The following is a 26,408-nucleotide window of genomic DNA, read 5'->3' as shown; positions in this document are numbered from 1 at the left end:
CAGAGGTATTGATTGGTGAGTTTCTTAAGTACGCACTTCGTACTGATTATCTTGCACCGACCTGCGCGGATGCGCAGGTTTTTTTTATTCTGAATTTTCTTCCCCCACACTGCTTTTCCCCGCCTTCTCATGTAACCTGCTCGGAATACTAAATCAGCCACGCGGAGTCGTTATGCTGTTGGGATTTTTTCGATTACTGTTCAAAGGATTGTACCGGGTACGATTGACCGGAGACACTCAGGCGCTCTATCAGGAAAAAGTATTAATTACGCCAAATCATGTCTCATTTCTCGACGGTATTTTACTGGCGCTCTTTCTGCCCGTTCGGCCGGTGTTTGCGGTCTATACCTCGATTAGCCAGCGCTGGTTTATGCGGGCGCTGACGCCGCTTATCGACTTTGTTCCGCTGGACCCCACCAAGCCGATGTCAATTAAGCATCTGGTGCGCTTGATTGAGCAGGGGCGCCCGGTGGTTATCTTTCCGGAAGGGCGTATTTCGGTAAGCGGTTCGCTGATGAAAATCTACGACGGCGCGGCGTTTGTGGCGGCGAAGTCGAAAGCGACCATTGTGCCGCTGCGAATCGAAGGCGCCGAACTTACGCCGTTCAGCCGTCTTAAGGGGCTGGTAAAACGCCGCCTGTTCCCGCGTATTCAGCTCCATTTACTGCCGCCGACGCATCTGCCGATGCCGGAAGCGCCGCGCGCCCGCGATCGGCGAAAAATCGCCGGCGAAATGCTGCACCAGATTATGATGGAAGCGCGCATGGCGGTGCGCCCGCGTGAAACGCTGTATGAGTCGCTACTGGCGGCGCAGGACCGTTTTGGCGCGCGTAAAAACTGCGTGGAAGATATTAATTTCCAGCCGGATACCTACCGGAAACTGTTGACCAAAACGCTGTTCGTCGCGCGTATTCTGGAAAAATACAGCGCGCAGGGCGAGAAAATCGGCCTGATGCTGCCTAACGCCGGTATCAGCGCGGCGGTGATTTTCGGCGCGATTGCCCGCGGGCGTATCCCGGCAATGATGAACTATACCGCCGGCGTCAAAGGACTCAGCAGCGCGATTACCGCCGCGGAAATCAAAACCATTTTTACTTCCCGTACCTTCCTCGATAAGGGCAAGCTCTGGCACCTGCCGGAGCAGCTGACTCAGGTGCGCTGGGTGTTTCTGGAAGATCTGAAAGGCGATGTCACTACCGCCGACAAGCTGTGGATATTCGGCCATCTGCTGGCGCCGCGTCTGGCGCAGGTCAAGCAGCAGCCGGAAGATGCGGCGATGATCCTCTTTACCTCCGGCTCGGAGGGGAATCCAAAAGGGGTGGTGCATAGCCATAAAAGCCTGCTGGCTAACGTGGAACAGATTAAAACCATCGCCGATTTTACCGCCAACGATCGCTTTATGTCGGCGCTGCCGCTGTTTCACTCCTTCGGCCTGACGGTCGGCCTGCTGACGCCGCTATTCACCGGCGCGGAAGTGTTCCTCTATCCAAGCCCGCTGCACTATCGGGTGGTGCCGGAGCTGGTCTACGATCGTAACTGTACCGTGTTGTTCGGCACCTCAACCTTCCTCGCCAACTATGCCCGCTTCGCTAATCCGTATGATTTTTATCGTCTGCGCTATGTGGTGGCAGGGGCGGAAAAACTGCAGGACAGCACCAAACAGCTGTGGCAGGACAAATTTGGCCTGCGCATCCTTGAAGGCTACGGCGTGACCGAATGCGCGCCGGTGGTCTCCATCAACGTCCCGATGGCGGCGAAAGTCGGTACCGTCGGGCGCATTCTTCCGGGGATGGATGCCCGATTGCTGGCGATGCCGGGCATCGAGCAGGGGGGCCGCCTGCAGTTGAAAGGGCCAAACATCATGAAAGGCTATCTGCGGGTAGAAAACCCCGGCGTGCTGGAAGCGCCGACGGCGGAAAACCAGCACGGTGAAGTGGAGAGCGGCTGGTACGACACCGGCGATATCGTCGTCTTTGACGAGCAGGGCTACGTCCGTATTCAGGGTCGCGCCAAGCGATTCGCCAAAATCGCCGGCGAGATGGTCTCGCTGGAGATGGTCGAGCAGGTCGCTTTGGCGGTCTCGCCGGACAAAATGCACGCCACGGCCATTAAGCAGGACGCCAGCAAAGGCGAGGCGCTGGTGCTGTTTACCACCGATAATGAACTCAATCGCGAAAAGCTGCTGCGCTACGCGCGTGAACACGGCGTACCGGAGCTGGCGGTACCGCGCGATATTCGTTGGCTGAAACAGCTGCCGGTACTGGGCAGCGGCAAGCCGGACTTTGTCACCCTGAAAGGCATGGTTGAAGAGGCGGAACATACACATGAGTGAGTCAGTGCACACTAACGCTTCACTGTACTCGAAAGGGATGATGGCGGTGATCTGCGCCCAGTTCCTGTCGGCCTTCGGCGATAATGCGCTGCTGTTCGCCACCCTGGCATTGATGAAGCAGCTCTACTATCCGGAGTGGAGTCAGCCGGTATTGCAGATGTTGTTTGTGGGCGCTTACATTCTCTTTGCGCCGTTTGTCGGGCAATTTGCCGATAGCTTCGCCAAAGGCCGGGTGATGATGGTCGCTAATGGCCTGAAGCTGCTCGGCGCCGGGTGTATTTGCTTTGGCGTCAATCCGTTTATCGGCTATACGCTGGTGGGTATTGGCGCGGCGGCCTATTCGCCGGCGAAATACGGTATTCTGGGCGAACTGACCACCGGCGATAAGTTAGTGAAGGCTAACGGACTGATGGAGTCGTCGACCATCGCGGCGATCCTGCTGGGCTCGATGGCGGGCGGTATTCTTGCGGACTGGCACGTGCTGGCGGCGCTTATCGTTTGTGCGCTGGTTTATGGCGGCGCGGTGGTCGCTAACCTGTGGATCCCGAAACTACCGGCTGCTCGTCCTGGACAATCGTGGCGTTTCAGGCCGATGACGCATAGCTTCTTCAGCGCCTGTAAGACGTTGTGGCGTAATAGTGAAACGCGTTTCTCATTGATGGGCACCAGCTTGTTCTGGGGGGCGGGGGTGACGCTGCGCTTCCTGCTGGTGATTTGGGTGCCGGTGGCGCTTGGGATCACCAGTAACGCGATGCCGACCTACCTCAATGCGATGGTCGCCGTCGGGATTGTGGTTGGCGCTGGCGCAGCGGCGAAGCTGGTCACGCTGGAAACCGTCTCGCGCTGTATGCCCGCCGGGATATTGATTGGCGTCGCGGTGATCGTCTTCGCGGTACAGCAGTCGCTACTACCGGCATTTGGCCTACTGCTACTGCTTGGGGTGTGTGGCGGCTTCTTTATCGTGCCGCTGAACGCGCTGCTGCAGGAGCGCGGGAAACATACCGTTGGCGCAGGTAACGCCATTGCGGTACAGAACCTCGGTGAAAACGTGGCGATGTTGCTAATGCTGGGGCTGTACTCGTTGGCGGTCAGCGTTGGGATCCCGCCGGTTGGCGTGGGGATAGGATTTGGCGCGGTCTTTGCGCTAGCCATCGCTGCGCTGTGGTGGTGGGGACGGCGTAAATAATCCCCGGAGAGGGACGGATTCACAAATGTCTGCTCTCCGGTAGCCCGGGTAAGGCGTTAGCCGCTACCCGGGGTTTTTACCCTCTTACGGCGCCGGGTAGGTATACACCTTATGCACCGCCTCAATCTCCGCTAACACCTCTTCGCTCAGCTCAAGATGCAAACTTTCGACGTTGGTCTTGAGCTGCTCCATGGTCGTAGCCCCGAGCAGGGTGCTGGCGACAAACGGCTGGTGACGCACAAAGGCCAGCGCCATTTGCGCCGGATCGAGATTGTGGCGTTTGGCAATGTCCACATAAGCGGCCACCGCTTTCTGCGCCTGCTCGCCGCTGTAGCGGGTAAAGCGGCTAAATAGCGTATTGCGTGCGGCAGCCGGCTGCGCGCCATTGAGGTACTTACCGGTCAGCGTACCGAACGCCAGGCATGAATACGCCAGCAGCTCAACGCCCTCATATTGGCTCACTTCCGCCAGCCCCACTTCGTAGCTGCGGTTAAGCAGGCTGTACGGGTTTTGAATCGTGACGATGCGCGGCAGGTCGTGCTTATCGGCCAGATGCAGATAGCGCATGACGCCAAAGGCGGTTTCGTTAGAGACGCCGATATAGCGGATTTTACCGGCGCGCTGGAATTCGGTGAGGGCTTCCAGCGTATCGAGCAGGGTGACCACCGGCGCAGAGTCGCTCCAGGTATAGCCCAGCTTGCCGAAACAGTTGGTCTGGCGCTGCGGCCAATGTACCTGATAGAGGTCGAGATAATCGGTTTGCAGACGTTTGAGGCTGTCGTGCAGCGCGTCGCGAATGTTTTTGCGATCCAGCGCGTGATTCGGGCGAATGCTGCTGTCGTTATTGCGCGCCGGACCGCTGACTTTAGAGGCGATAATCAGCTTTTCGCGGTTGCCGCGTTTCGCCAGCCAGTTGCCGACGTAGGTTTCGGTCAGACCCTGGGTTTCCGGGCGCGGCGGGACAGGATACATTTCGGCGACATCAATCAGGTTGATTCCCTGACTTACGGCGTAGTCGAGCTGTTCATGAGCGTCGGCCTCGCTATTTTGTTCACCAAACGTCATTGTGCCCAGCCCCAGCGTGCTGATTTCAAGAGAACTGTGTGGGATACGGTGATACTGCATAGCCGGCTTCCTTATTTTTATCAACAAGGTCAGGAGTTTCCCGACAAAACTATCTCCCCACAAACTTCAAAGCGCTTGCAGGCTGATGGGAATAACAACATGGCAGAGGGAGAGAAAAAGAGAAAGGGAAAATATCAAAAAAGCCGGGTCTGGAGATCCTGAAGGGGGCTGCCCTGGGGATATAGCAGGGGGATCCCGACTCTTTTCTGTGGCTGCGGTTGTCGGAAAATATGCGGTTAACCGACGAAAAAGCTTAACGCTTAATAATTTGTGACACGTCGTCGCGGTTGATCTGCATTTTATTGCCTTGCTGATCTTCGTAGCTTATCAAACCGGTGTCATCGTCAACCGCCGGTTTACCGTCGGTAAGAATCATACGTCCATCTTTTGTCGCCATGACATAATCGCTGCTGCAACCGGAAACCGAGAACGCCAGTCCTACGGCGGAAATCAATACTGCCCATTTTTTCATCGTCATTACCTCTCTTATGGCCGCACCTCGTACCAGTATATTAATAGCCTGATTTGTGAGACATAAAAAGCAGTAAAGTCTTAAAAAGGATTGCAGCCCGCTTCCGGACTGCAATTTTGTGGCTTACAGCGGGTTTTTCTTATTGCGCATCAGGTTGAGCGTCTCGACCGCAATGGAGAAGAACATCGCGAAGTAGATGTAACCTTTCGGGACATGCACATCGAAGCTCTCCAGCATCAGGGTGAAGCCGACCAGGATCAGAAACGACAAGGCCAACATTTTGACCGACGGGTGACGGTCAACGAAGTCGCCGATCGGACGCGCGGCAAACATCATCACTCCAACCGCAATCACCACCGCGGCCATCATAATGAACAGATGATCGGAGAGACCCACGGCGGTAATGACCGAATCAAGGCTGAAGATGATATCCAGCAGCATGATCTGCACGATGGCGCCAAAGAAGGAGTGGACGTTGGTTTTAAGACCTTCTTCCTCGCCTTCAATAGATTCGTGGATCTCTTTACTCGCTTTCCAGATAAGGAACAGGCCGCCGAGCAGCAGGATCAGGTCGCGAAACGAGATCTCCTGCCCGAATACGGTGAAGAGCGGGTTGGTGAGCTTAACGACCCAGGCGATAGACGCCAGCAGGCCGAGACGCATCAGCATGGCTCCCATTAGCCCGATACGCCGCGCATGGGCGCGTTGAGCGGTGGGAAGCTTAGCGACAACCAGAGAGAGAAAAATAATATTATCGATCCCGAGAACGATCTCCAGCAGCGTCAGCGTGCCGAGCGCCAGCCAGGCGTTAGGATCGGTTATCCATGCAAATAACATTGTTCAAAGTCCTGCAAAAAATAAAGTGGTAATTATATGCAGGCGTTATGGCAGAACAAAAAATTATTCATGGCCTAAGAGAAAATGACGCGCAAGCAGCGCGGCGGTGAAGTTTTTTTTCAGATAAAAGCCGCGCGGTAGGGTGAGGATCGGCTCTCCGTGGGCGCCGATCGCTTCCGTTAGCGCTTTGCTGTTGGCCGCTTTTGGGCGCAGCTGCAGTACTTCGCCGTGGCGGGCGGTGATTCGTTCAACCTGGCCGAGCACGATAAGATCCATCAACTCCTCCCAGTCCATACGCAACTGGCGATCTTCTTCCTCGTCCGGCGTCCACAGCAGCGGCGCGCCGACGCGGCGTTCCGCCAGCGGGATTTCGCGCTCGCCTTCTACCGGGATCCACAGCACGCGTTGCAGCTTATGCCGTACGTGGCTGCTTTCCCAGGTCACGCCGCTATTACCGGTTAGCGGCGCTACGCAAACAAACGTGGTCTCCAGAGGTCGGCCCTGACGGTCAATGGGAATGGTTTTCAGCTCCACGCCTAAGGCGGCGAAATCCTGCTCGGGTTTGCTTCCGGCGCTGGCGCCCAGCCAAATCTCCAGCAGGATGCCAATCCAGCCCTTATCGCGTTTCAGATCGCGAGGAATAGGGATCCCTGCCAGCGCCGCCAGTTCACCCAGCGAATAACCCGCCAGCCGCTGGGCCTGAGCAAGAAGTTGCTCCTGACTTTGCGGCGGAGCGGTAAGCGGAGCGATGGCTGGCATGATAGAAAACCTCTGGTCAAAAAATGAGCGCTATTTTTGTGCGTTGTGGATAGAGTTTACCTTTTTATGGGTAACTATACCAATGTAATGATTTATATATGTTTTTTCTCTCATTTTTCCGTTTGTGAAAACAGTGAAAACGGGTTTTCCAGAACTGGTCACTGACAATGAACAGGATCTTACACCATGTTATCCACAGAAAAATGGGATAACTGGGGAAAAGCCTCACTACTGGTTCGATTTACAGCCTTGACGTGCGACGAAAATCGAATTTTTAGACAAAATGTGCCCGACGAATGTGCTTTATCTGTGGATAAAAGCGGCATTGTTCGATCTTTCATCAGTTGCCGGATCGCATATGTGATGATCATCACGTTATGCTGTAATTTGTCGGCGAGAAGTATGATAACTTAATGAATAGTATGTCATTATTAAATGGTTCCATCTCTACGTCGTTCGGACTACTCCGGGTTTTCCCTGGTTAATTCCGTACTTCTTCACAACTCTATCCACAGAAAAAGTGAATAAAATGGCCCGGGGATGGCGTTCACTGTTTATAACTCGGGTGATTACTGTGAGTTATTCAAATGTTATTCGTTATCACGCCACACAGAGAGTGGTTTACCGTTTCCAACGAGTGTGAAACAATCATTCACATTGAAGCTTATTTTGAGGTAGTCCGGTGATTGATGACGATGGCTACCGCCCAAATGTCGGCATTGTAATTTGTAACCGTCAGGGCCAGGTGATGTGGGCCCGGCGTTATGGTCAGCACTCGTGGCAGTTCCCGCAAGGGGGCATTAATCCAGGCGAGTCCGCCGAGCAGGCAATGTATCGGGAATTGTTCGAAGAGGTTGGGTTAAGCCGCAAAGATGTGCGGATCCTGGCCTCGACCCGTAACTGGCTGCGTTACAAGCTGCCTAAACGTTTGGTGCGTTGGGACACAAAGCCGGTTTGTATCGGTCAGAAGCAGAAGTGGTTTCTTCTACAACTGGTCGGCAGCGATACGGCTATTAATATGCAAACCAGCAGTACACCTGAGTTTGATGGCTGGCGATGGGTAAGCTACTGGTACCCGGTTCGTCAGGTGGTGTCGTTTAAGCGCGACGTTTACCGCCGGGTGATGAAAGAGTTCGCGGGCGTCACGATGTCGCTTGCTGAAACCACACCCAAGCCGCAAAGCGCGCCTGCTTATCGACGTAAAAGAGGTTAAGCCACGCACATTATGCTCACTCGGTTGCGAGAAATAGTCGAGAAGGTCGCCAGCGCGCCGCGTTTAAACGAGGCGCTGGATATCCTGGTTACGGATGTCTGTAAAGCGATGGAAACGGAAGTTTGTTCGGTTTACCTGGCTGACAACGATCGACGCTGCTATTACCTGATGGCCACGCGCGGGCTGAAAAAACCTCGCGGGCGCACAGTCGCACTCGCATTTGATGAAGGTCTCGTGGGGCTGGTGGGGCGTCTGGCCGAGCCTATCAACCTGGCCGATGCGCAAAAACATCCCAGCTTTAAGTATATTCCAGCCGTTAAGGAGGAACGCTTCCGCGCCTTCCTTGGCGTGCCGATTATCCAGCGGCGTCAGCTGCTGGGCGTGCTGGTGGTTCAGCAGCGTGAGCTGCGCCAGTTCGATGAAAGCGAAGAGTCCTTCCTTGTCACCCTCGCCACCCAGATGGCCGCTATTCTCTCCCAATCGCAGTTAAATGCGCTGTTTGGGCAGTATCGCCAGACCCGCATCCGCGCGCTGCCGGCATCATCCGGGGTGGCGATTGCCGAAGGCTGGATGGATGCCAGCCTGCCGTTGATGGAGCAGGTCTACGAGGCCTCGACGCTGGATACCGCTTCCGAGCGCGAACGTCTCACCGGCGCGCTGGAAGAGGCGGCGAATGAGTTTCGTCGCTACAGCAAGCGCTACGCCGCCGGAGCGCAAAAAGAGACGGCGGCTATTTTTGACCTCTATTCGCACCTGTTATCCGATGCGCGCCTGCGCCGTGAGCTATTCGATGAAGTCGACAAAGGCTCCGTCGCTGAATGGGCAGTGAAAAAAGTCATTGAGAAATTTGCCGAGCAGTTTGCCGCGCTCAGTGATGGCTACCTTAAAGAGCGGGCGGGGGATTTGCGTACTCTCGGGCAGCGGCTGTTGTTTCATCTCGACGACACCACCCAGGGGCCGAATACCTGGCCTGAGCGCATTATTCTGGTGGCCGATGAACTGTCGGCAACCACGCTTGCGGAAGTGCCGCAGGACCGCTTAGTCGGGGTGGTGGTGCGCGACGGCGCGGCCAACTCCCACGCGGCGATCATGGTGCGTGCGTTGGGCATCCCGACGGTAATGGGCGCCGACATTCAGCCGTCACTGCTGCATGGCCATACGTTGATCGTTGATGGCTATCGCGGCGATCTGTTGGTCGATCCCGAACCGGTGCTGCTACAAGAGTATCAGCGGTTAATCAGCGAAGAGAATGAGCTGAGCCGGCTGGCGGAAGACGATCTTGAACGCGCTTCCGAGCTGAAAAGCGGCGAACGGGTAAAAGTGATGCTCAACGCCGGCCTGAGCCCGGAGCATGAAGAGAAACTCGGCAGCTTTATCGATGGTATCGGGCTTTACCGCACCGAAATTCCGTTTATGTTACAAAGCGGCTTCCCCTCCGAAGAGGAGCAGGTCGCCCAGTATCAGGGCATGCTGCAGATGTTTAACAGCAAGCCCGTGACCCTGCGAACGCTGGATATCGGCGCCGATAAACAACTGCCGTATATGCCGATTAGCGAAGAGAACCCGTGCCTTGGCTGGCGCGGGATCCGTATTACGCTCGATCAGCCAGAGATCTTCTTGATCCAGGTGCGCGCCATGCTGCGCGCTAATGCCGCCACCGGCAATCTCAGCATCCTGCTGCCGATGGTCACCAGCCTCGAAGAGGTTGACGAAGCCCGCCGCCTGATCGAGCGCGCCAGCCGCGAAGTCGAAGAGATGATTGGTTACGCGATTCCGCGCCCGCGCCTTGGGGTGATGCTGGAAGTGCCGTCAATGGTCTTTATGCTGCCGCAGTTGGCAAACCGCATCGACTTTATCTCCGTCGGCACCAATGACCTGACGCAATACATCCTCGCGGTCGACCGCAATAATACCCGCGTCGCCAATATGTACGACTGCCTGCACCCTGCGGTATTGCGGGCGCTGGCGATGATTGCCCATGACGCCGAGCGTTTTGGTATCGATCTGCGCTTGTGCGGCGAAATGGCCGGCGACCCGATGTGCGTCACCATCCTGGTGGGCCTCGGCTATCGCCATTTGTCGATGAACGGCCGTTCGGTCGCGCGCGTGAAATATCTGCTACGCCGTATCGATATTGAAGAAGCGCAGGAGCTGTCACGGCGCAGTCTGGAAGCGCAGATGACCACGGAAGTGCGCCACCAGGTGGCGGCGTTTATGGAGCGCCGCGGTCTCGGCGGCCTGATCCGCGGCGGACGGTAACGTAGATAGTGTTATCGGTTTGCAACTTTTTAAGGGTTTTTCCCGGACGCGGCGCGTTGCGCCTTCTCCGGGCTACCAAATCGCATCGCGCTGTACCCCCCGGTAAGCGGCAGCGCCACCGGGGGATTTTGAGCTCGCCAGCACCAGTAGTGTCAGCCAGCGTGGTGAATAAATTAAAGGCGGGCCGCACGGGCCGTAGGTCGGGTAAGGCGTTAGCCGCCACCCGACAAAAAAACGGCACCGCGTAGCGAGCCCGGGGAACAACCGCACGCTGTTAGCATCCTTATACATATCTTTTACACGTTCAGCGCGGATCGCACTACACGCTTATGCTATCATTCGCCTCCTTCGGAGTGCCCGTTTTAAGCGGGCACGGATCATCACCGCTGTCCACTTTCGGCGGAATAACAAGTCTTTATGGTGACAGATGAATAGTGGCTACCTGCATTTTCCGGAGTTCGATCCGGTAATATTTTCCATTGGACCGGTCTCTCTCCACTGGTACGGCTTAATGTACCTGGTTGGTTTCGTCTTTGCGATGTGGCTGGCCACCCGTCGGGCCAATCGTCCGGGCAGCGGCTGGACGAAAAATGAAGTGGAAAACCTGCTCTACGCGGGTTTCCTCGGCGTATTCCTCGGTGGCCGTATCGGCTATGTGATGTTCTACAACCTGCCGGTCTTCCTTAGCGACCCGCTATATCTGTTCCGCGTCTGGGATGGCGGCATGTCGTTCCACGGCGGCCTGATCGGCGTGATTCTGGTGATGATTATCTTCGCCAAACGCACCAAGCGTACCTTCTTCCAGGTCTCCGATTTTATCGCGCCGCTGATCCCGTTTGGCCTCGGCGCCGGGCGTCTGGGCAACTTTATCAACGGTGAGCTGTGGGGCCGCGTTGACCCGAGCTTCCATTATGCGATGATTTTCCCGGGCTCGCGCGCTGAGGACCTGGCGCTGCTGCCGTCGCATCCGGAATGGCAATCATTATTCGATACCTACGGCGCGCTGCCGCGTCACGCCTCGCAGCTTTATGAGCTGGCGCTGGAAGGCGTGGTGCTGTTCCTGATCCTGAACCTGTTTATCCGTAAACCGCGCCCGACCGGTTCCGTTTCCGGCCTGTTCCTGATCGGCTACGGTCTGTTCCGCATTATCGTGGAATTCTTCCGTCAGCCGGACGCACAGTTTACCGGCGGCTGGGTGCAGTACATCAGTATGGGGCAGATTCTTTCGATCCCGATGGTGCTTGCGGGTATCATTATGATGGTTTGGGCTTATCGTCACCGTCCGCAGCAACAAAACTCTTGAGGAACCATGAAACAGTATCTTGATTTGATGCAGAAAGTGCTCGCTGAGGGCACGCCAAAAAATGACCGCACCGGCACTGGCACCATCTCTATCTTCGGCCATCAGATGCGTTTTAACCTGCAGGAAGGCTTCCCGCTGGTGACTACCAAGCGCTGTCATTTACGCTCCATCATCCATGAACTGCTGTGGTTCCTGCAGGGCGACACTAACATTGCCTATCTGCACGAAAATAACGTCACCATCTGGGACGAGTGGGCGGATGAGAATGGCGATTTGGGGCCAGTTTACGGCAAACAGTGGCGTTCCTGGCCCGCGCCGGACGGCCGCCATATCGACCAGATCGGCACGGTCATGGAACAGTTGAAAAATGACCCGGACTCCCGCCGTATCATCGTGTCGGCATGGAACGTCGGTGAGCTGGATAAAATGGCGCTGGCGCCGTGCCACGCGTTCTTCCAGTTCTACGTCGCCGACGGCAAACTCTCCTGCCAGCTGTATCAGCGCTCCTGCGACGTGTTCCTCGGCCTGCCGTTCAACATCGCCAGCTATGCGCTGCTGGTGCATATGGTGGCGCAGCAGTGCGATCTGGAAGTGGGCGATTTTGTCTGGACCGGTGGTGACACTCATCTCTACAGCAATCACCTGGAGCAGACCAACCTGCAGCTGAGCCGCGAACCGCGTCCGCTGCCGAAGCTGGTCATTAAGCGCAAACCGGCGTCGATTTTCGACTACCGTTTTGAAGACTTCGAAATTGAAGGTTATGACCCGCATCCGGGAATTAAAGCGCCTGTGGCGATTTAACGTCTCTGTAGTGATGACAAACCGGCGCCAGCAGCGCCGGTTTTTTTATGCCCTTTGCAGAATTTTGCGAGCCTGATTCCTGACGCCGCTCAATATCCTGCAACTGGCGAATTTTTTCCCGAGCCGCGACGCGAACCGTAGATTTACCATTCGAATGGATGATCGGAGCAACGCATACTCGACGCCATGAACAGACAGCATGGCTACACCCTAATTGAAATGCTGGTCACCATGATGCTGGTGGTCATCCTCAGCGCTAGCGGTATGTACGGCTGGCAGCGCTGGCAACAGCAACAGCGCTTGTGGCAGGTCGCCTGCCAGGTGCGCGATTATCTCGTGCTGCTGCGCGATGACGCCAACTGGCACAACCGCGACCGCGTCATTAGCATCGGACAATCGCCCGCCGGCTGGTGTCTGAGCGCAAGCGGGGTGGAGGCTGACTGTCACGCGAAAACGCCTTTTACCCTACAGCCGCTATGGCCGGGAATTACGCTGCAACATTTGACGGCGGGCATTGGTTTTTACGGCCTGCGCAACAGCGCCTGGGCCGGACATATCCTGTTGCAAGGCGATGGCGAAGCGTGGCGGATTGTTGTCTCTAACTGGGGACGCATACGCCTGTGTCGGGAAGGGGAGGAATTATGCCAGTAGCGGCGCGCGGTTTTTCGCTCATTGAAACGCTGATTGCTATGGCGATTGGCTCGGTATTACTGCTCGGAGCCGCTCGTTTCCTTCCGGCGCTACAGCGCCAGATTCTTCGCCAAACGCAGCAGCAGGCGCTGGAAAATGAGCTATGGCAGCGGGTCTATGCGTTAGCCAAACATTTGCAGCGCGCCGGATATTGCGCGGGTCACTGTAATGGTCAGGCGCTGGTGATTGCCGACGGCGGGCAGTGCGTTATTGTTCGCTGGGATGGCAACAGCAACGGCATTTGGGAGCTGGCGCCGGAGGCCGATGCCGATTCTACCGGTTTTCGCCTGCGCGATGGGGCGCTGGAAACGCGGCGCGGCGTCACTGACTGCGGCGGTAAAAATTGGGAGAAAATGACCAATCCCGCAGCCATAACGGTAACGAGTTTTCACCTTGAGCGGCAGGCGATAAGCGGGTTCTCTCCTGAACTTATCGTTACCCTGGGGGGGCAGGCGCAATCGGACTCGCGTATTTCCACCGAGGCGCAATATCGGGTAACGGGGTTCAACCTGTGAAACGCCAGCGCGGAGTTTCATCGCTACTGATGGTACTGCTGTTACTGGCGCTGGGCAGCCTGCTGCTGCAGGGAATGAATCAGCAGCAGCGATCTCTGCTGGCGCAGGTGAGCGCCGAAACCCAGGCGATTCGCGATACGGCCGCCGCGCAGTCGGCGCTGCAGTGGGGCAAAGGAGTGAACTGGCCGCTGCAGAGCGCTGTGGTGTGTCAACTGGAAAACAGTCAACGCTGGCGCGCTTGCCTGCGGCTTTTTAATGATGGCCGCGCGCTGCTTATCGCCGGCAGCGGTACAGTACAGCTGTGGCAGTCAGCGTGGGTTGAACAGGGCGAGCTGCGCTATTTAGCGCATGGCTGGAGCGACTTTTGCCCGTTGAAGGAGAGTGCGTTATGCCTGATGCCGTAGCGCGCCAGCGCGGTTTTAGTCTGGCGGAGACATTATTAGCGATGGCGCTGTTAATCATGACTATCGCGGCGCTTGGCGGTTATCATCGGGGGCTAGCCGGCGGCGCCGCTCAATTGAACGCCTATCGCCAGCAATGGCGGGAAGCGTGGCGCTTTAGCCAGCTCATTCCCCCGGCACAGCCCGCGAAAGGGCAAATAAGCCGCTTGCAGACATCCAGGCAAAGTTGTGTCAGCATCACGGTAACGATCACCATGCCCGCCGCTAAGCGGGTGCAGATGAACCGGCTACATTGTCCGGTAAATCAGTAGTCAGGAGCGAATATGTTAAGGGTGTACCACTCAAACCGTCTGGATGTGCTTGAAGCGTTGATGGAGTTTATCGTCGAGCGCCAGCGGCTGGATGACCCTTTCATGCCGGAAATGGTGCTGGTGCAAAGTACCGGTATGGCGCAATGGTTGCAGATGACGCTGGCAAAGCGCTTCGGTATTGCGGCGAATATCGAGTTTCCGCTGCCGGCCAGCTTTATCTGGGATATGTTCGTTCGCGTGCTAGACGATATTCCCGGCGAGAGCGCCTTCAGTAAACAGAGCATGAGCTGGAAGCTGATGACCCTGCTACCGCAGTATCTCGACGATGAAGCCTTCACATTACTGCGCCACTATCTGAGTGATGATAGCGACAAACGTAAGCTGTTCCAGCTTGCCGCGCGGGTGGCCGACCTGTATGACCAGTATCTGGTCTATCGCCCGGAGTGGCTGATGCGCTGGGAGGCCGATGAACGGGTGGACGGGCTGGGCGACGCTCAGCAGTGGCAGGCGCCGCTGTGGAAAGCGTTAGTCGAATACACCGCAGAGCTTGGGCAACCGCTGTGGCACCGCGCTAATCTGTACCAGCGCTTTATCAGCGCGTTGGAAAATGCTGACCAGCCGCCAGCCGGGCTGCCGTCGCGGGTCTTTATCTGCGGCATCTCGGCGCTGCCGCCGGTATATTTGCAGGCCCTGCAGGCGCTGGGTAAGCATGTCGATGTCTATGTACTCTTCACCAACCCCTGTCGCTACTACTGGGGCGATATTAAAGATCCGGCGTTTCTTGCCAAACTGATGTCGCGCCAGCGCCGCCACCACCGCGAGGCACGCGAGCTGCCGTTGTTCCGCGACACTGAACAGGCGCCGGGATTGTTTAATGATGATGGCGAGCAGGATGTCGGCAATCCGCTGCTGGCCTCGTGGGGCAAGCTCGGGCGCGATTATATCTATCTGCTGGCAGGGCTGGAGCGCTATGAAGAGCTGGACGCCTTTGTCGATATCGCCCCCGATAACCTGCTACATAATCTCCAGGCCGATATTCTGGAACTGCGCAACGCCGCGGTGGCGGGACGCACCGCGCAAGAGTTCGCCAGCAGTAAGAGTAAGCGTCCGCTGGCGAATGACGACCGCAGCCTGGCTATCCACGTCTGCCATAGCCCGCAACGTGAAGTGGAAGTGTTGCATGACCGACTGCTGGCGATGCTGGAAAAAGACCCGGCGCTGACGCCGCGCGATATTATCGTTATGGTCGCCGATATCGACAGCTACAGTCCCTATATTCAGGCGGTTTTCGGCGCGGCGCGCGGCGAACGCTGGCTGCCGTGGGCGATTTCCGACCGACGGGCGCGGGAATCGCACCCGGCGTTACAGGCGTTTATCACGTTGCTTTCTCTGCCTGACAGCCGCTTCGCCAGTGAAGACGTGCTGGCGCTGCTGGATGTGCCGGTGCTGGCGGCGCGCTTCAATATCAATGAAGAGGGGTTGCGCTACCTGCGCCAGTGGGTCAATGAATCCGGCGTACGTTGGGGCATGGATGACGACAACGTGCGCGAAATGGATCTTCCGGCGACCGGCCAGCATACCTGGCGTTTTGGGTTAACGCGTATGCTGCTGGGGTATGCGATGGACAGCAGCCAGGGCGAGTGGCAGTCGGTGCTGCCCTATGATGAATCCAGCGGACTGATTGCCGAACTGGTGGGGAATCTCGCGTCGTTACTGATGCAGCTCAATCTATGGCGCCGCGGTCTGGCGCAGGATCGCCCACTGACAGAGTGGCTGCCGGTGTGCCGCGATCTACTCACAGATTTCTTCCTGCCGGACAGTGAAACCGAAGCGGCGCTGGCGCTGATTGAACAGCAATGGCAAGCCATCATCGATGGCGGGCTGGATGCGCAGTACGGAGCTGCCGTGCCGCTATTGCTGCTGCGTGATGAGCTGGCGCAGCGCCTCGATCAGCAGCGGATCAGCCAGCGTTTCCTGGCCGGGCCGGTGAATATCTGCACCCTGATGCCGATGCGCTCTATCCCTTTCAAGGTCGTCTGCCTGCTGGGGATGAACGATGGCGTCTACCCGCGTACACTCGCGCCGCTGGGCTTCGATTTAATGAGCCAAAAACCGCAGCGCGGCGACCGTAGCCGTCGCGATGATGACCGTTATCTGTTCCTGGAAGCGCTGATGTCGGCCGAACAGAAGCTATACATCAGCTACATCGGCCGCTCAATTCAGGATAATAGCGAGCGCTATCCTTCGGTGCTGGTACAGGAACTGGCGGACTATATCGGTCAGAGCCACTGCCTTGAAGGCGATGAAGCGCTGGACTGCGATGCCAGCGAACGGCGCGTTAAAGAGCACATTACCCATCTGCATACGCGTATGCCTTTCGATGCCGCCAATTATCTGCCGGATGAAGATCAGAGCTATGCGAAAGAGTGGCTGGCCGCCGCCAGCCAGCAGGGAGAGGCGCATAGTGAATTTATCCAGCCGCTTGCGCCGCTTGCTATCGACACATTGCCGTTTGAACAGCTATTACGCTTTTGGCAGCATCCGGTGCGGGCTTTCTTCCAGCAGCGTCTGCGGGTGAATTTCCGCTCTGAAGAGAGCGAGATCCCCGAAGATGAGCCTTTCGTACTTGAAGGGCTAAGCCGTTACCAGTTGAACCAACAGTTGCTGAATACGCTGATTGAACAACAGGATGCGTCAGCGATGTATCGTCGTTTTCGTGCGGCGGGTGAGCTGCCTTTTGGCGCCTTTGGCGAACTGGCATGGGAGGCGCAGCGTCAGGAAATGCAGAACCTGGCTGAGCGGGTTATCGCCAGTCGTCAGCCCGCGCAAAGTATGGAGATTGACCTACAGTGCAACGGTATCAATCTCACCGGCTGGCTACAGCAGGTACAGCCGGATGGGCTATTACGCTGGCGGCCGTCGCTGCTGAGCGTCTCTCAGGGCGTGCAACTTTGGCTGGAACATCTTGTCTATTGTGCTAGCGGCGGTCTCGGCGAAAGCCGCTTGTTCGTGCGCAAGGAAGGCGAGTGGCGTTTCCCGCCGCTGGCGGCGGAGCAGGCGCAGGCGTATCTGAATGAGCTGGTAGAAGGCTACCTGCAGGGGATGTCAAAACCGCTACTGCTGTTGCCGGAAAGCGGCGGCGCGTGGCTAAAAGCCTGTTATGACGCGGAAAAGGATGTCATGTTAATGGATGACGAAACGCAACAAAAAGCGCGCAGTAAGTTCCTTCAGACCTACGAAGGTAATATGGTGGTGAGCGGCGAAGGTGCCGATATCTGGTACCAGCGCCTGTGGCGCACTCTTGAGCCTGCGTACTATGAAGAGATTATCGCGCAGGCTCAGCGTTATCTGTTGCCGATATTTCGTTTCCATCAGTCCGAATAAAATTGTAATAGTATAAAAATTGCGCAAAAGAAGGTTGTTCATTTATTATGCGCAACGAATCACGGACTGATGTTGTAAATACCTTGAAGATGGCGTTTTGCCTGATGATGGGTATCCACGCTGACGCTATGCAGCGCGAAGTTTGTTAATGATGAGGTCCGTGAATGCCCCGCAGTTTATGGTTCAAAGTTCTTGTTGTAGTGGTCGCCCTCTGGGCGCCGTTAAGTCAGGCAGACACCGGATGGCAACCGATTCAGGAAACCATCCGCAAAAGCGAAAAAGATCCCCGTCAATATCAGGCCATTCGCCTGCAAAACGGCATGGTCGTGCTGCTGGTATCCGATCCGCAGGCGGTAAAATCGCTGTCGGCGCTGGTGGTGCCGGTAGGCTCATTACAGGATCCGGCCGATCATCAAGGGCTGGCGCACTATCTCGAGCATATGACCTTAATGGGCTCGCAGAAGTATCCGCAGCCTGACAGCCTTGCTGAATTCCTCAAAATGCACGGCGGCAGCCATAATGCCAGCACCGCGCCGTATCGCACCGCGTTCTACCTTGAAGTGGAAAACGATGCTCTCAACGGCGCCGTCGATCGGCTGGCCGATGCCATTGCTGCGCCGCTGCTGGATAAAAAATATGCCGAACGCGAACGTAACGCGGTCAACGCCGAATTGACCATGGCGCGCACCCGGGACGGGATGCGCATGGCGCAGGTGAGCGCCGAAACCATCAACCCTGCGCACCCGGCTTCACAATTCTCCGGCGGTAACCTCGATACGCTGAGCGACAAGCCTGGTAGCCCGGTGCTTGATGCGCTGCACGCTTTCCGCGACCGCTGGTACTCGGCAAACCTGATGAAGGCGGTCATCTACAGTAATAAGCCACTGCCTGAGTTGGCAAGCATTGCCGCCGCGACCTACGGACGGGTGCCAAATCACGACATCAGTAAGCCGGAAATTACCGTACCGGTCGTGACCGATGCGCAGAAGGGTATTGTGATTCACTACGTGCCGGCGATGCCGCGTAAGGTGCTGCGCGTTGAATTCCGCATCGATAACAACAGCGCTCAGTTTCGCAGCAAGACCGATGAGCTGGTGACCTATATGATCGGCAACCGCAGCCCGGGCACCTTATCCGACTGGCTGCAGAAGCAGGGGCTGGCGGAAGGGATTCGCGCGGATTCCGATCCGGCCGTCAACGGCAATAGCGGCGTGCTGGCGATCTCCGCTACCCTCACCGATAAAGGTCTGGCGCACCGCGATGAAGTTACCGCCGCTATCTTCAGCTACCTGAATTTGCTGCGTACTCAGGGGATTGATAAGCGCTACTTTGATGAATTAGCCCACGTGCTGGAGCTCGATTTCCGCTATCCGTCGATTAACCGCGATATGGATTATGTGGAGTGGCTGGCCGATACCATGATTCGCGTGCCGGTAGAGCACGTACTGGACGTGGTTAATATCGCCGACCGCTATGATGCCCAGGCGATTAAAGATCGTCTGGCGATGATGACGCCGCAAAATGCGCGTATCTGGTACATCAGCCCGAATGAACCGCACAATAAAACCGCTTATTTCGTCAACGCGCCTTATCAGGTTGATAAAATTAGCCCCCAGACCTTCACCAACTGGCAGCAAAAATCTGCAGCCATCAAGCTGCAGCTGCCGACGCTGAACCCGTACATTCCGGATGATTTCACGCTGATTAAGAGCGATAAGGCGTACCCGCATCCGGAGCTTATCGTCGATGAGCCGACGCTGCGCGTGGTGTACGCGCCAAGCCAGTACTTTGCCAGTGAACCGAAGGCCGACGTCTCGCTGGTGCTACGTAACCCGCAGGCGATGGACAGCGCGCGCCGACAGGTGATGTTCGCGTTGAATGATTACCTGGCCGGTATCGCCCTCGATCAGCTTAGCAATCAGGCCGCGGTAGGCGGGATAAGCTTCTCGACCGGCGCCAACAACGGTCTGATGGTTAATGCCAACGGCTATACCCAGCGTCTGCCGCAGCTCTTTACCGCGCTGCTGGACGGCTACTTTAGCTATACGCCGACCGAAGAGCAGCTTGAGCAAGCGAAGTCCTGGTATGCCCAGATGATGGATTCGGCGGACAAAGGCAAAGCCTATGACCAGGCGATTATGCTGATTCAGATGCTGTCGCAGGTACCCTATTTTGAGCGTAAAACACGTCGCGATTTACTACCGTCAATCACCCTGAAAGAGGTGATCAACTACCGCGATAACCTGAAAGCAAGAGGGCGGCCGGAGCTGCTGGTCATCGGTAACATGAGCGCCCGAGAGTCCACCGATCTGGCCCGCCAGATCCAAAAACAGCTTGGCGCCGATGGTAACGAATGGTGTCGCAACAAAGACGTGCTGATCGACAGCAAACAGCTGGCGATGTTTGAGAAAGCAGGCAGCAGCACCGACTCCGCGCTGGCGGCGGTTTTCGCGCCGCCAAACGTTGATGAATACAGCAGCATGGCCGCCAGTTCGCTGTTAGGGCAGATTATTCAGCCCTGGTTCTACAACCAGTTACGTACTGAAGAACAACTCGGCTATGCGGTATTCGCCTTCTCAATGAATGTGGGCCGCCAGTGGGGGATGGGCTTCCTGTTACAGAGTAGCGATAAACAGCCGGCTTTCCTCTGGCAGCGCTTCCAGGCCTTCTTCCCGACGGCGGAAGCCAAACTGCGGGCGATGAAACCGGAAGAGTTTGCTCAGATCCAGCAGGCGGCGATTAGCCAGATGCTGCAGGCGCCGCAAACGTTGAGCGAAGAAGCATCAAAGCTGAGCAAAGATTTCGATCGCGGTAATATGCGCTTCGATTCACGTGATAAAGTAGTGGCTCAGATTAAACTGCTGACGCCGCAAAAACTTGCCGATTTCTTCCATCAGACGGTGGTGGATCCGCAAGGCATGGCACTGTTATCCCAGGTTTCCGGCAGCCAGAACGGCAAGACGGAATACGCCGCCCCTGAAGGCGGTAAAGTATGGGAAAGCGTCAGCGCATTGCAGAAATCCTTACCCCTGATGCGAGAGAATGAATGACCGAAACCGCTGAGTCTCTTGACCCACTCCGCTTGCCCCTGACGGGCGAGCGGCTGATAGAAGCCTCCGCGGGCACCGGAAAAACCTTTACCATCGCCGCGCTATATCTACGGCTGCTGCTGGGGCTGGGGGGAGAATCCGCTTTCCCCCGGCCGGTCAGCGTGGAAGAGCTGCTGGTAGTTACCTTTACCGAAGCGGCGACGGAAGAGCTGCGCGGGCGTATTCGCAGTAATATCCACGAGCTACGGATTGCCTGCCTGCGCGAAAGCGCCAGCGATCCGCTCTATGCCTCTTTGCTCGCGGAAATCGCCGATAAAAACCAGGCGGCGCAAACGCTGATGCTGGCGGAACGCCAGATGGACGAGGCGGCAGTCTTTACCATCCATGGTTTCTGTCAGCGAATGCTGAGCCTCAACGCCTTCGAGTCCGGCATGTTGTTTGAACAGCAACTGATCGAAGACGAGTCCCGCCTGCGTTATCAGGCCTGCGCCGACTTCTGGCGTCGCCACTGCTATCCGCTGCCGCGCGATATCGCCGCGGTGATCCATGAACAGTGGAAAGGGCCGCGTGACCTGCTTAAGGCGATCGACCGCTGGCTGCAGGGCGAAGCGCCGCAGCTAAAATCGCCGCCGCCCGCGGAAGAGACGCTGGCAAGCCGCCATCAGCAAATCTTTGAACGTATCAATGCGCTGAAGCAGCAGTGGCGAGAACAGGTGGGTGAAATTGAAAACGTGCTGGAAAGCTCAGGGCTCGATCGCCGCAAGTTCAACCGCGGCAACCAGGGCAAGTGGATCGAAAAGGTCAGCGCCTGGGCGCAGGAAGAAACGCTGAGTTATCAGTTGCCTGATGCGCTGGAAAAATTCTCGCAACCGTTCCTCATTGAGCGCACCAAAGACGGCGGCGAACCACCGTTGCATCCCTTATTCAGCGCGGTAGAAGCGCTGCTCGCCTCACCGCTTACCTTAAACGATCTGGTTATCGCCAGGGCGATGGTGGAGATCCGCGAAGCGGTCGCCCGCGAAAAACGGCGTCGAGGCGAACTGGGCTTTGACGACATGCTCAGCCGCCTGGACGACGCGCTGCGTGGCGACAGCGGCGAAGCGCTGGGCAGCGCTATTCGTCAGCGTTTCCCGGTGGCGATGATCGATGAGTTCCAGGATACCGACCCGCAGCAGTATCGCATCTTCCGCCGCATCTGGCGCCGTCAGCCGGATACGGCCCTGCTGCTGATTGGCGACCCGAAACAGGCGATTTACGCTTTCCGCGGCGCCGATATTTTTACCTATATGAAAGCGCGCGGCGATGTCGCTGCCCACTATACGCTGGATACCAACTGGCGTTCGGCGCCGGGCATGGTACAGAGCGTTAATCGCCTGTTCGGCCTGAGTGATAATCCATTCATGTTCCGCGAGATCCCATTCTTGCCGGTGAAGCCTGCCGCTAAAAATCAGACGTTGCGCTTTACCATTGATGGGAAGCCGATCCCGGCGATGAACATGTGGTTAATGCCTGGCGAAGCCGTCGGTTCTGGCGATTATCAGTCTTTTATGGCGCAATTGTGCGCGACGCAGATCCGCGACTGGCTCAGCGCCGGCCAGCAGGGGCGCGCGCTGCTGTGGCGCGGCGAAAAAGCCGAGCCGGTGCGCGCCTCCGATATCACCGTGCTGGTGCGTAACCGTCTCGAAGCGGCGCTTATTCGCGATGCGCTGCAGCTTTTGTCGATCCCGTCGGTCTATCTCTCAAACCGCGACAGCGTTTTTGAAACCCCGGAAGCGCAGGAATTACTGTGGGTTCTACAGGCGGTACTGGCGCCAGAGCGTGAAAACACGCTACGCAGCGCGCTGGCAACGTCGATGTTTGGCCTTAACGCGCAGGATATCGAAAACCTTAATCAGGATGAACGTGCCTGGGATGCGCTGGTAGAGGAGTTCAGTGAATACCGTCACATCTGGCGCCAGCGCGGCGTAATGCCGATGCTGCGCGCGCTGATGGGGGCGCGTCATATCGCCGAAAACCTGCTGGCGACCCACGGCGGCGAACGCCGTTTGACCGATATTTTGCATATCAGCGAATTATTACAAGAGGCGGCGAATCAGCTGGAGAGCGAGCACGCGCTGGTGCGCTGGCTGACGCAACATATCGCCGAACCGGACAGCAATGCTTCCAGCCAGCAGATGCGTCTGGAGAGCGATAAGCACCTGGTGCAAATCGTCACCATCCACAAATCAAAAGGACTGGAATATTCGCTGGTCTGGCTGCCCTTTATTGCGCGCTTTCGCAAACAGGATCAGGCGTTCTATCACGACCGCGATTCCTTTGCTGCGGTACTCGACCTCGGAGAGGGGGAGAATAGCCTTGAGCTGGCGGAAGCCGAGCGCCTGGCGGAGGATTTACGCCTGTTGTACGTCGCCCTGACCCGCGCGGTGTGGCACTGCAGTCTCGGGATCGCGCCGTTAAGTACCCGTCGTAGCGACAAACCTGGCAACAGCGATTTTCATCACAGCGCCCTCGGCCGCCTGCTGCAGGACGGCGAGCCGATGGACGCGGCGGGATTAACCGCGCGGCTACAGGCATTGTGTAACGATGATATTGCGCTATGTCTTCCCGATACCATGGACCAGACGCCGTGGCAGGCGCCGGAAAACGCGCTACCGCCGCTTTCGGCGCGGACGCTTGAACGTCAGGTTATGGACGACTGGCGGGTGACCAGTTATTCCGGCCTGCAGCAGCATGGTTCCAGCGCCGGTCAGGACCTGCTGCCGCGGCTCGATATCGACGCCGCGGGCGTGGGCGAGGTGGCGGAAGAGCCGCAGCTCACGCCTCATCAGTTCCCGCGCGGCGCGTCGCCGGGGACTTTCCTGCATAGCCTGTTTGAAGATCTCGATTTCAGCCAGCCGGTACCGGTTGACTGGATGGCGCAAAAACTACAGTTGCACGGTTTTGGCGAAGAGTGGGCGCCGGTGTTGAGCGAATGGCTGGACGGCGTGCTGAGAACACGCCTGCCGGGGGCGGAAATCGCTCTGAATCAGCTGGGCGCGCGGGATAAACAGGTGGAAATGGCCTTCTATCTACCGATTGAACAACCGCTGGATCCGCTGCGGTTGGACGCGCTGATCCGCCGCTATGATCCGCTCTCGGCTGATACCCCGGCGCTCGATTTCCGCCAGGTCCGCGGGATGTTGAAAGGGTTTATCGATCTGGTATTTCGTCACGATGGCCGCTATTACCTGCTGGATTACAAATCGAACTGGCTGGGCGAAGACCGCGAAGCCTACACCCAGCAGGCGATGATCCAGGCGATGCGCCTGCATCGCTATGATCTGCAGTACCAGCTGTATAGCCTGGCGCTACACCGTTATCTGCGTCACCGTATTGCCGATTATCACTACGAGCGGCACTTTGGCGGCGTCATTTATCTTTTTTTACGCGGCATGGATGGGCAGGAAGGCGGGCAGGGGATCTTCACCACCCGCCCGGCGCAGCCGCTGATTGACGGTCTCGACGCGCTATTTGCCGGCGTTACCCTGGAGGTGGACTCATGACTATGGATGAACTGCTACTGGCCGCCGCCGAGCAGCGTCTGCTGCGGCCGCTGGACGTTCAGTTTGCGCTGATGGTGGCGCAGGATGCCCCTCCGGCAGTGAAGCTGGCCGCCGCGCTGCTGAGCCGGGATGCCGGAGAAGGTCATGTCTGTCTGCCGCTGTCGCGCCTCAACGCTGAAGAAGCGCTAAGCGGCAAGGCCGGCGAGATCCGTGACCAGTTGCTGGCAATGGCCGGAGAGCCGCAGGACTGGCCTCAATTGTTGCTTTCTTCGTCAGCGGTGAGCCGCGGCGACGAACCGACGCCGATGATTTTATGCGGCGACAGGCTGTACCTGAACCGCATGTGGCGTAATGAACTCACCGTCGCCCGCTTCTTCAATGAGACGAACCGGGTGCTTGAGGTCGATGAAGAGCGGCTAACGGCAACCCTGAATGAACTCTTTCCGGCAACCGACGATATCGACTGGCAAAAAGTCGCCGCGGCGGTGGCGCTGACCCGGCGCATTTCGGTGATCTCCGGCGGCCCGGGTACGGGAAAAACCACTACCGTCGCGAAGCTGCTGGCGGCGCTGATTCAGATCAACGACACGCCGCGTTGTCGAATTCGGCTGGCGGCGCCGACCGGCAAAGCCGCAGCGCGTCTGACGGAATCCCTTGGGGCGGCGTTAAGAAAACTTCCGCTTAGCGAGGAGCAAAAAGCGCTGATTCCCGCCGATGCCAGTACGCTGCATCGCCTGTTGGGCGCGCAGCCCGGTAGCCAGCGCATGCGCTACCACGCCGGTAATCCGCTGCATCTGGATGTGCTGGTGGTCGACGAAGCGTCTATGATCGACTTACCGATGATGTCGCGCCTGATTGATGCTTTGCCGGAACACGGGCGGGTGATCTTTCTCGGCGATCGCGATCAGCTTGCCTCCGTGGAAGCCGGGGCGGTGCTTGGCGATATCTGTGCCTGGGCGACGTCCGGTTATACCGCGGCGCGAGCGCAAGAGCTGTCGCGGCTGACTGGCGCAACGGTGCCGGCGGGCGAGGGGCAGATGGCCGGAGCGCTGCGTGATAGTCTGTGTCTGCTGCAAAAAAGCTACCGCTTTGGCAGCCATTCCGGTATCGGCAGCCTGGCGCGGGCGGTCAACGCCGGTGCGCGTGCGGACGTGAAAGCGACGTTACGCCAGCCGTTTGAGGATATCGTTCTGCAGCCGCTCAGTACCACCGAGGAGTATGAAGCGATGCTGATGGCGGCGCAGGAGGGCTACGGCCGTTATCTGCAGCTTCGCCGCGAGCAGGCCGCGCCGGAACAGATGATTGCCGCCTTTGGCGAATTTCAGCTGCTGTGCGCGCTGCGTGAAGGGCCTTATGGAGTAAGCGGCGTGAATGAACAGCTGGAGCTGATGCTCCACCGTAAGCGGGCGATTACGCTACCGCGCCATTCACGCTGGTACGATGGCCGTCCGGTGATGATTTCCCGCAACGATAGCGCGCTGGGGCTGTTTAACGGCGATATCGGTATTGCGCTGGAAAGGGACGGCGAACTTCGCGTGTGGTTCCCGATGCCGGATGGCAGTATTAAATCGGTGCAGCCAAGCCGCTTGCCGGAACATGATACCGCATGGGCAATGACGGTGCATAAGTCGCAAGGCTCGGAGTTCGATCATGCGGCGCTGATCTTACCTTCTCGTAGCGTACCGCTGGTAACCCGCGAGCTGGTTTATACCGCGATAACCCGCGCCAAACGGCGCCTGTCGCTTTACGCCGACGAGCAGGTACTGGCGCAAGCCATCGTGACGCGGACTGAACGGCGCAGCGGCCTGGCGGAGATTTTCGCCGGACACGGGTAGTGGGGAAGGGCGTGAATACGCTCTTCACCTCTGATTAGTAAGCAAATAAAAGTAATAGCCAGAGTAAAGAGACTGAGTTCATGGCAAAGAAATAGGCTACGTAGCTTTTGGGAGTACTTGGCGTTGATATATCAGCAATAACAATAATTACCACTGAAATAATAAGATTAACGATGGATAAAACGATAAATAAAAGAATAACCATAGCGGCAGCGGCAAGGGCTGCATAGGCCGGTCCACTGTTCATCATTGCTAAAAGTAATAATATCCAAGGGTAAATAGAAATCACGGCGGTGATTTTTTTTATGTTTCTGGTAATTACGTTGGTTTTCTTTTTCATTGTTAACCTTTATCTTTTGGAGTGGCTTGTTAATATAATTAAAGAAGTCGTTC

20 protein-coding genes are annotated in these 26,408 nt (G+C 57.1%); 14 read left to right on the top strand and 6 right to left on the bottom strand.

Annotated features, from left to right (window positions below; all coding sequences use genetic code 11):
• Nucleotides 1–172 precede the first annotated feature (172 nt).
• Complete coding sequence (gene aas / locus PGR79_RS05910) at nt 173–2,332, top strand: bifunctional acyl-ACP--phospholipid O-acyltransferase/long-chain-fatty-acid--ACP ligase (RefSeq protein ID WP_113372967.1); 2,160 nt, start codon at nt 173–175, stop codon at nt 2,330–2,332.
• Nucleotides 2,325–3,518 (top strand): lysophospholipid transporter LplT, encoded by a 1,194-nt coding sequence (gene lplT, locus PGR79_RS05905; RefSeq protein ID WP_113372966.1) that lies wholly within the window; start codon nt 2,325–2,327, stop codon nt 3,516–3,518. The genes aas and lplT overlap by 8 nt, the downstream gene beginning before the upstream one ends.
• Nucleotides 3,519–3,602: 84 nt before the next feature.
• Here the strand turns inward: lplT and PGR79_RS05900 are convergent, their stop codons facing one another.
• The 5 genes from PGR79_RS05900 to PGR79_RS05880 form a co-directional block, all read right to left on the bottom strand.
• Entirely contained in the window at nt 3,603–4,643 is a 1,041-nt protein-coding gene (locus PGR79_RS05900) for an NADP(H)-dependent aldo-keto reductase (protein WP_113372965.1), read from the bottom strand.
• A 253-nt stretch (nt 4,644–4,896) separates the two neighbouring features.
• Nucleotides 4,897–5,115 (bottom strand): YgdI/YgdR family lipoprotein, encoded by a 219-nt coding sequence (locus PGR79_RS05895; RefSeq protein WP_004867116.1) that lies wholly within the window; start codon nt 5,113–5,115, stop codon nt 4,897–4,899.
• Nucleotides 5,116–5,238: 123 nt separating this feature from the next.
• Nucleotides 5,239–5,952 (bottom strand): TerC family protein, encoded by a 714-nt coding sequence (locus tag PGR79_RS05890; RefSeq protein ID WP_045396707.1) that lies wholly within the window; start codon nt 5,950–5,952, stop codon nt 5,239–5,241.
• Between the two features lie 63 nt (nt 5,953–6,015).
• Nucleotides 6,016–6,711: a DNA mismatch repair endonuclease MutH gene (gene mutH / locus PGR79_RS05885; protein ID WP_101705384.1), complete on the bottom strand. Its 696-nt coding sequence runs from the start codon at nt 6,709–6,711 to the stop codon at nt 6,016–6,018.
• Nucleotides 6,712–6,775: 64 nt separating this feature from the next.
• Nucleotides 6,776–6,940, bottom strand: coding sequence for a hypothetical protein (locus tag PGR79_RS05880; RefSeq protein WP_162750116.1), 165 nt, complete (start codon nt 6,938–6,940; stop codon nt 6,776–6,778).
• 453 nt (nt 6,941–7,393) lie between these two features.
• Here PGR79_RS05880 and rppH point away from each other — a divergent pair, with 453 nt between their 5' ends.
• The 12 genes from rppH to recD all read left to right on the top strand — a co-directional run bounded on the left by rppH (nt 7,394) and on the right by recD (nt 26,015).
• A complete protein-coding gene (gene rppH / locus PGR79_RS05875; protein WP_015703328.1) occupies nt 7,394–7,924 on the top strand; it encodes an RNA pyrophosphohydrolase in 531 nt (176 codons plus the stop codon).
• 12 nt (nt 7,925–7,936) lie between these two features.
• Nucleotides 7,937–10,183 carry a phosphoenolpyruvate--protein phosphotransferase gene (gene ptsP / locus PGR79_RS05870; RefSeq protein WP_047078964.1) on the top strand — a complete coding sequence of 749 codons (2,247 nt, stop codon included), beginning with the start codon at nt 7,937–7,939 and terminating at the stop codon, nt 10,181–10,183.
• Between the two features lie 427 nt (nt 10,184–10,610).
• Nucleotides 10,611–11,486 (top strand): prolipoprotein diacylglyceryl transferase, encoded by an 876-nt coding sequence (lgt, locus tag PGR79_RS05865; protein ID WP_087858619.1) that lies wholly within the window; start codon nt 10,611–10,613, stop codon nt 11,484–11,486.
• A gap of 6 nt (nt 11,487–11,492) precedes the next feature.
• The gene (gene thyA / locus PGR79_RS05860; protein WP_045373795.1) at nt 11,493–12,287 is read left to right on the top strand and encodes a thymidylate synthase; all 795 of its coding nucleotides are present in this window, start codon (nt 11,493–11,495) and stop codon (nt 12,285–12,287) included.
• A 186-nt stretch (nt 12,288–12,473) separates the two neighbouring features.
• Nucleotides 12,474–12,938 carry a prepilin peptidase-dependent protein gene (locus PGR79_RS05855; RefSeq protein ID WP_430921241.1) on the top strand — a complete coding sequence of 155 codons (465 nt, stop codon included), beginning with the start codon at nt 12,474–12,476 and terminating at the stop codon, nt 12,936–12,938.
• A complete protein-coding gene (locus PGR79_RS05850) occupies nt 12,929–13,492 on the top strand; it encodes a prepilin peptidase-dependent protein (protein ID WP_308958589.1) in 564 nt (187 codons plus the stop codon). Before PGR79_RS05855 ends, PGR79_RS05850 begins: the two co-directional genes overlap by 10 nt.
• On the top strand, nt 13,489–13,896 hold the full coding sequence (locus PGR79_RS05845) for a DUF2509 family protein (protein ID WP_213316465.1): 408 nt from the start codon (nt 13,489–13,491) through the stop codon (nt 13,894–13,896). The genes PGR79_RS05850 and PGR79_RS05845 overlap by 4 nt, the downstream gene beginning before the upstream one ends.
• Nucleotides 13,881–14,204: a prepilin-type N-terminal cleavage/methylation domain-containing protein gene (locus PGR79_RS05840; RefSeq protein ID WP_087858615.1), complete on the top strand. Its 324-nt coding sequence runs from the start codon at nt 13,881–13,883 to the stop codon at nt 14,202–14,204. The genes PGR79_RS05845 and PGR79_RS05840 overlap by 16 nt, the downstream gene beginning before the upstream one ends.
• Nucleotides 14,205–14,216: 12 nt before the next feature.
• Entirely contained in the window at nt 14,217–17,588 is a 3,372-nt protein-coding gene (gene recC, locus PGR79_RS05835) for an exodeoxyribonuclease V subunit gamma (protein WP_430921238.1), read from the top strand.
• Between the two features lie 164 nt (nt 17,589–17,752).
• The gene (ptrA, locus tag PGR79_RS05830; RefSeq protein WP_430921236.1) at nt 17,753–20,638 is read left to right on the top strand and encodes a pitrilysin; all 2,886 of its coding nucleotides are present in this window, start codon (nt 17,753–17,755) and stop codon (nt 20,636–20,638) included.
• Complete coding sequence (gene recB / locus PGR79_RS05825; RefSeq protein WP_430921234.1) at nt 20,635–24,180, top strand: exodeoxyribonuclease V subunit beta; 3,546 nt, start codon at nt 20,635–20,637, stop codon at nt 24,178–24,180. Before ptrA ends, recB begins: the two co-directional genes overlap by 4 nt.
• A complete protein-coding gene (recD, locus tag PGR79_RS05820) occupies nt 24,177–26,015 on the top strand; it encodes an exodeoxyribonuclease V subunit alpha (RefSeq protein ID WP_113372958.1) in 1,839 nt (612 codons plus the stop codon). The genes recB and recD overlap by 4 nt, the downstream gene beginning before the upstream one ends.
• A 34-nt stretch (nt 26,016–26,049) precedes the next feature.
• On the opposite strand, the gene PGR79_RS05815 is transcribed toward recD, so the two are convergent.
• Nucleotides 26,050–26,355: a hypothetical protein gene (locus PGR79_RS05815; protein WP_143115452.1), complete on the bottom strand. Its 306-nt coding sequence runs from the start codon at nt 26,353–26,355 to the stop codon at nt 26,050–26,052.
• Between the last annotated feature and the right edge of the window lie 53 nt (nt 26,356–26,408).

It is taken from the genome of Klebsiella sp. 141161, assembly GCF_050600815.1.
Taxonomy (GTDB): domain Bacteria; phylum Pseudomonadota; class Gammaproteobacteria; order Enterobacterales; family Enterobacteriaceae; genus Klebsiella; species Klebsiella aerogenes.
Note: the sequence above shows the minus strand (reverse complement) of the source record. Positions and strands in the feature narration are given on the sequence as shown.

Bases quoted from the DNA above. Each gene is read 5' to 3' on its own strand.
- ptrA (WP_430921236.1), top strand. From the start codon at position 17,753: ATGCCCCGCAGTTTATGGTTCAAAGTTCTTGTTGTAGTGGTCGCCCTC.
- recD (WP_113372958.1), top strand. From the start codon at position 24,177: ATGACTATGGATGAACTGCTACTGGCCGCCGCCGAGCAGCGTCTGCTG.
- recB (WP_430921234.1), top strand. From the start codon at position 20,635: ATGACCGAAACCGCTGAGTCTCTTGACCCACTCCGCTTGCCCCTGACG.
- recC (WP_430921238.1), top strand. From the start codon at position 14,217: ATGTTAAGGGTGTACCACTCAAACCGTCTGGATGTGCTTGAAGCGTTG.
- aas (WP_113372967.1), top strand. From the start codon at position 173: ATGCTGTTGGGATTTTTTCGATTACTGTTCAAAGGATTGTACCGGGTA.
- ptsP (WP_047078964.1), top strand. From the start codon at position 7,937: ATGCTCACTCGGTTGCGAGAAATAGTCGAGAAGGTCGCCAGCGCGCCG.
- PGR79_RS05900 (WP_113372965.1), bottom strand. From the start codon at position 4,643: ATGCAGTATCACCGTATCCCACACAGTTCTCTTGAAATCAGCACGCTG.
- PGR79_RS05850 (WP_308958589.1), top strand. From the start codon at position 12,929: ATGCCAGTAGCGGCGCGCGGTTTTTCGCTCATTGAAACGCTGATTGCT.
- PGR79_RS05890 (WP_045396707.1), bottom strand. From the start codon at position 5,952: ATGTTATTTGCATGGATAACCGATCCTAACGCCTGGCTGGCGCTCGGC.
- lgt (WP_087858619.1), top strand. From the start codon at position 10,611: ATGAATAGTGGCTACCTGCATTTTCCGGAGTTCGATCCGGTAATATTT.
- mutH (WP_101705384.1), bottom strand. From the start codon at position 6,711: ATGCCAGCCATCGCTCCGCTTACCGCTCCGCCGCAAAGTCAGGAGCAA.
- thyA (WP_045373795.1), top strand. From the start codon at position 11,493: ATGAAACAGTATCTTGATTTGATGCAGAAAGTGCTCGCTGAGGGCACG.
- PGR79_RS05855 (WP_430921241.1), top strand. From the start codon at position 12,474: ATGAACAGACAGCATGGCTACACCCTAATTGAAATGCTGGTCACCATG.
- lplT (WP_113372966.1), top strand. From the start codon at position 2,325: ATGAGTGAGTCAGTGCACACTAACGCTTCACTGTACTCGAAAGGGATG.
- PGR79_RS05815 (WP_143115452.1), bottom strand. From the start codon at position 26,355: ATGAAAAAGAAAACCAACGTAATTACCAGAAACATAAAAAAAATCACC.
- PGR79_RS05840 (WP_087858615.1), top strand. From the start codon at position 13,881: ATGCCTGATGCCGTAGCGCGCCAGCGCGGTTTTAGTCTGGCGGAGACA.
- PGR79_RS05895 (WP_004867116.1), bottom strand. From the start codon at position 5,115: ATGAAAAAATGGGCAGTATTGATTTCCGCCGTAGGACTGGCGTTCTCG.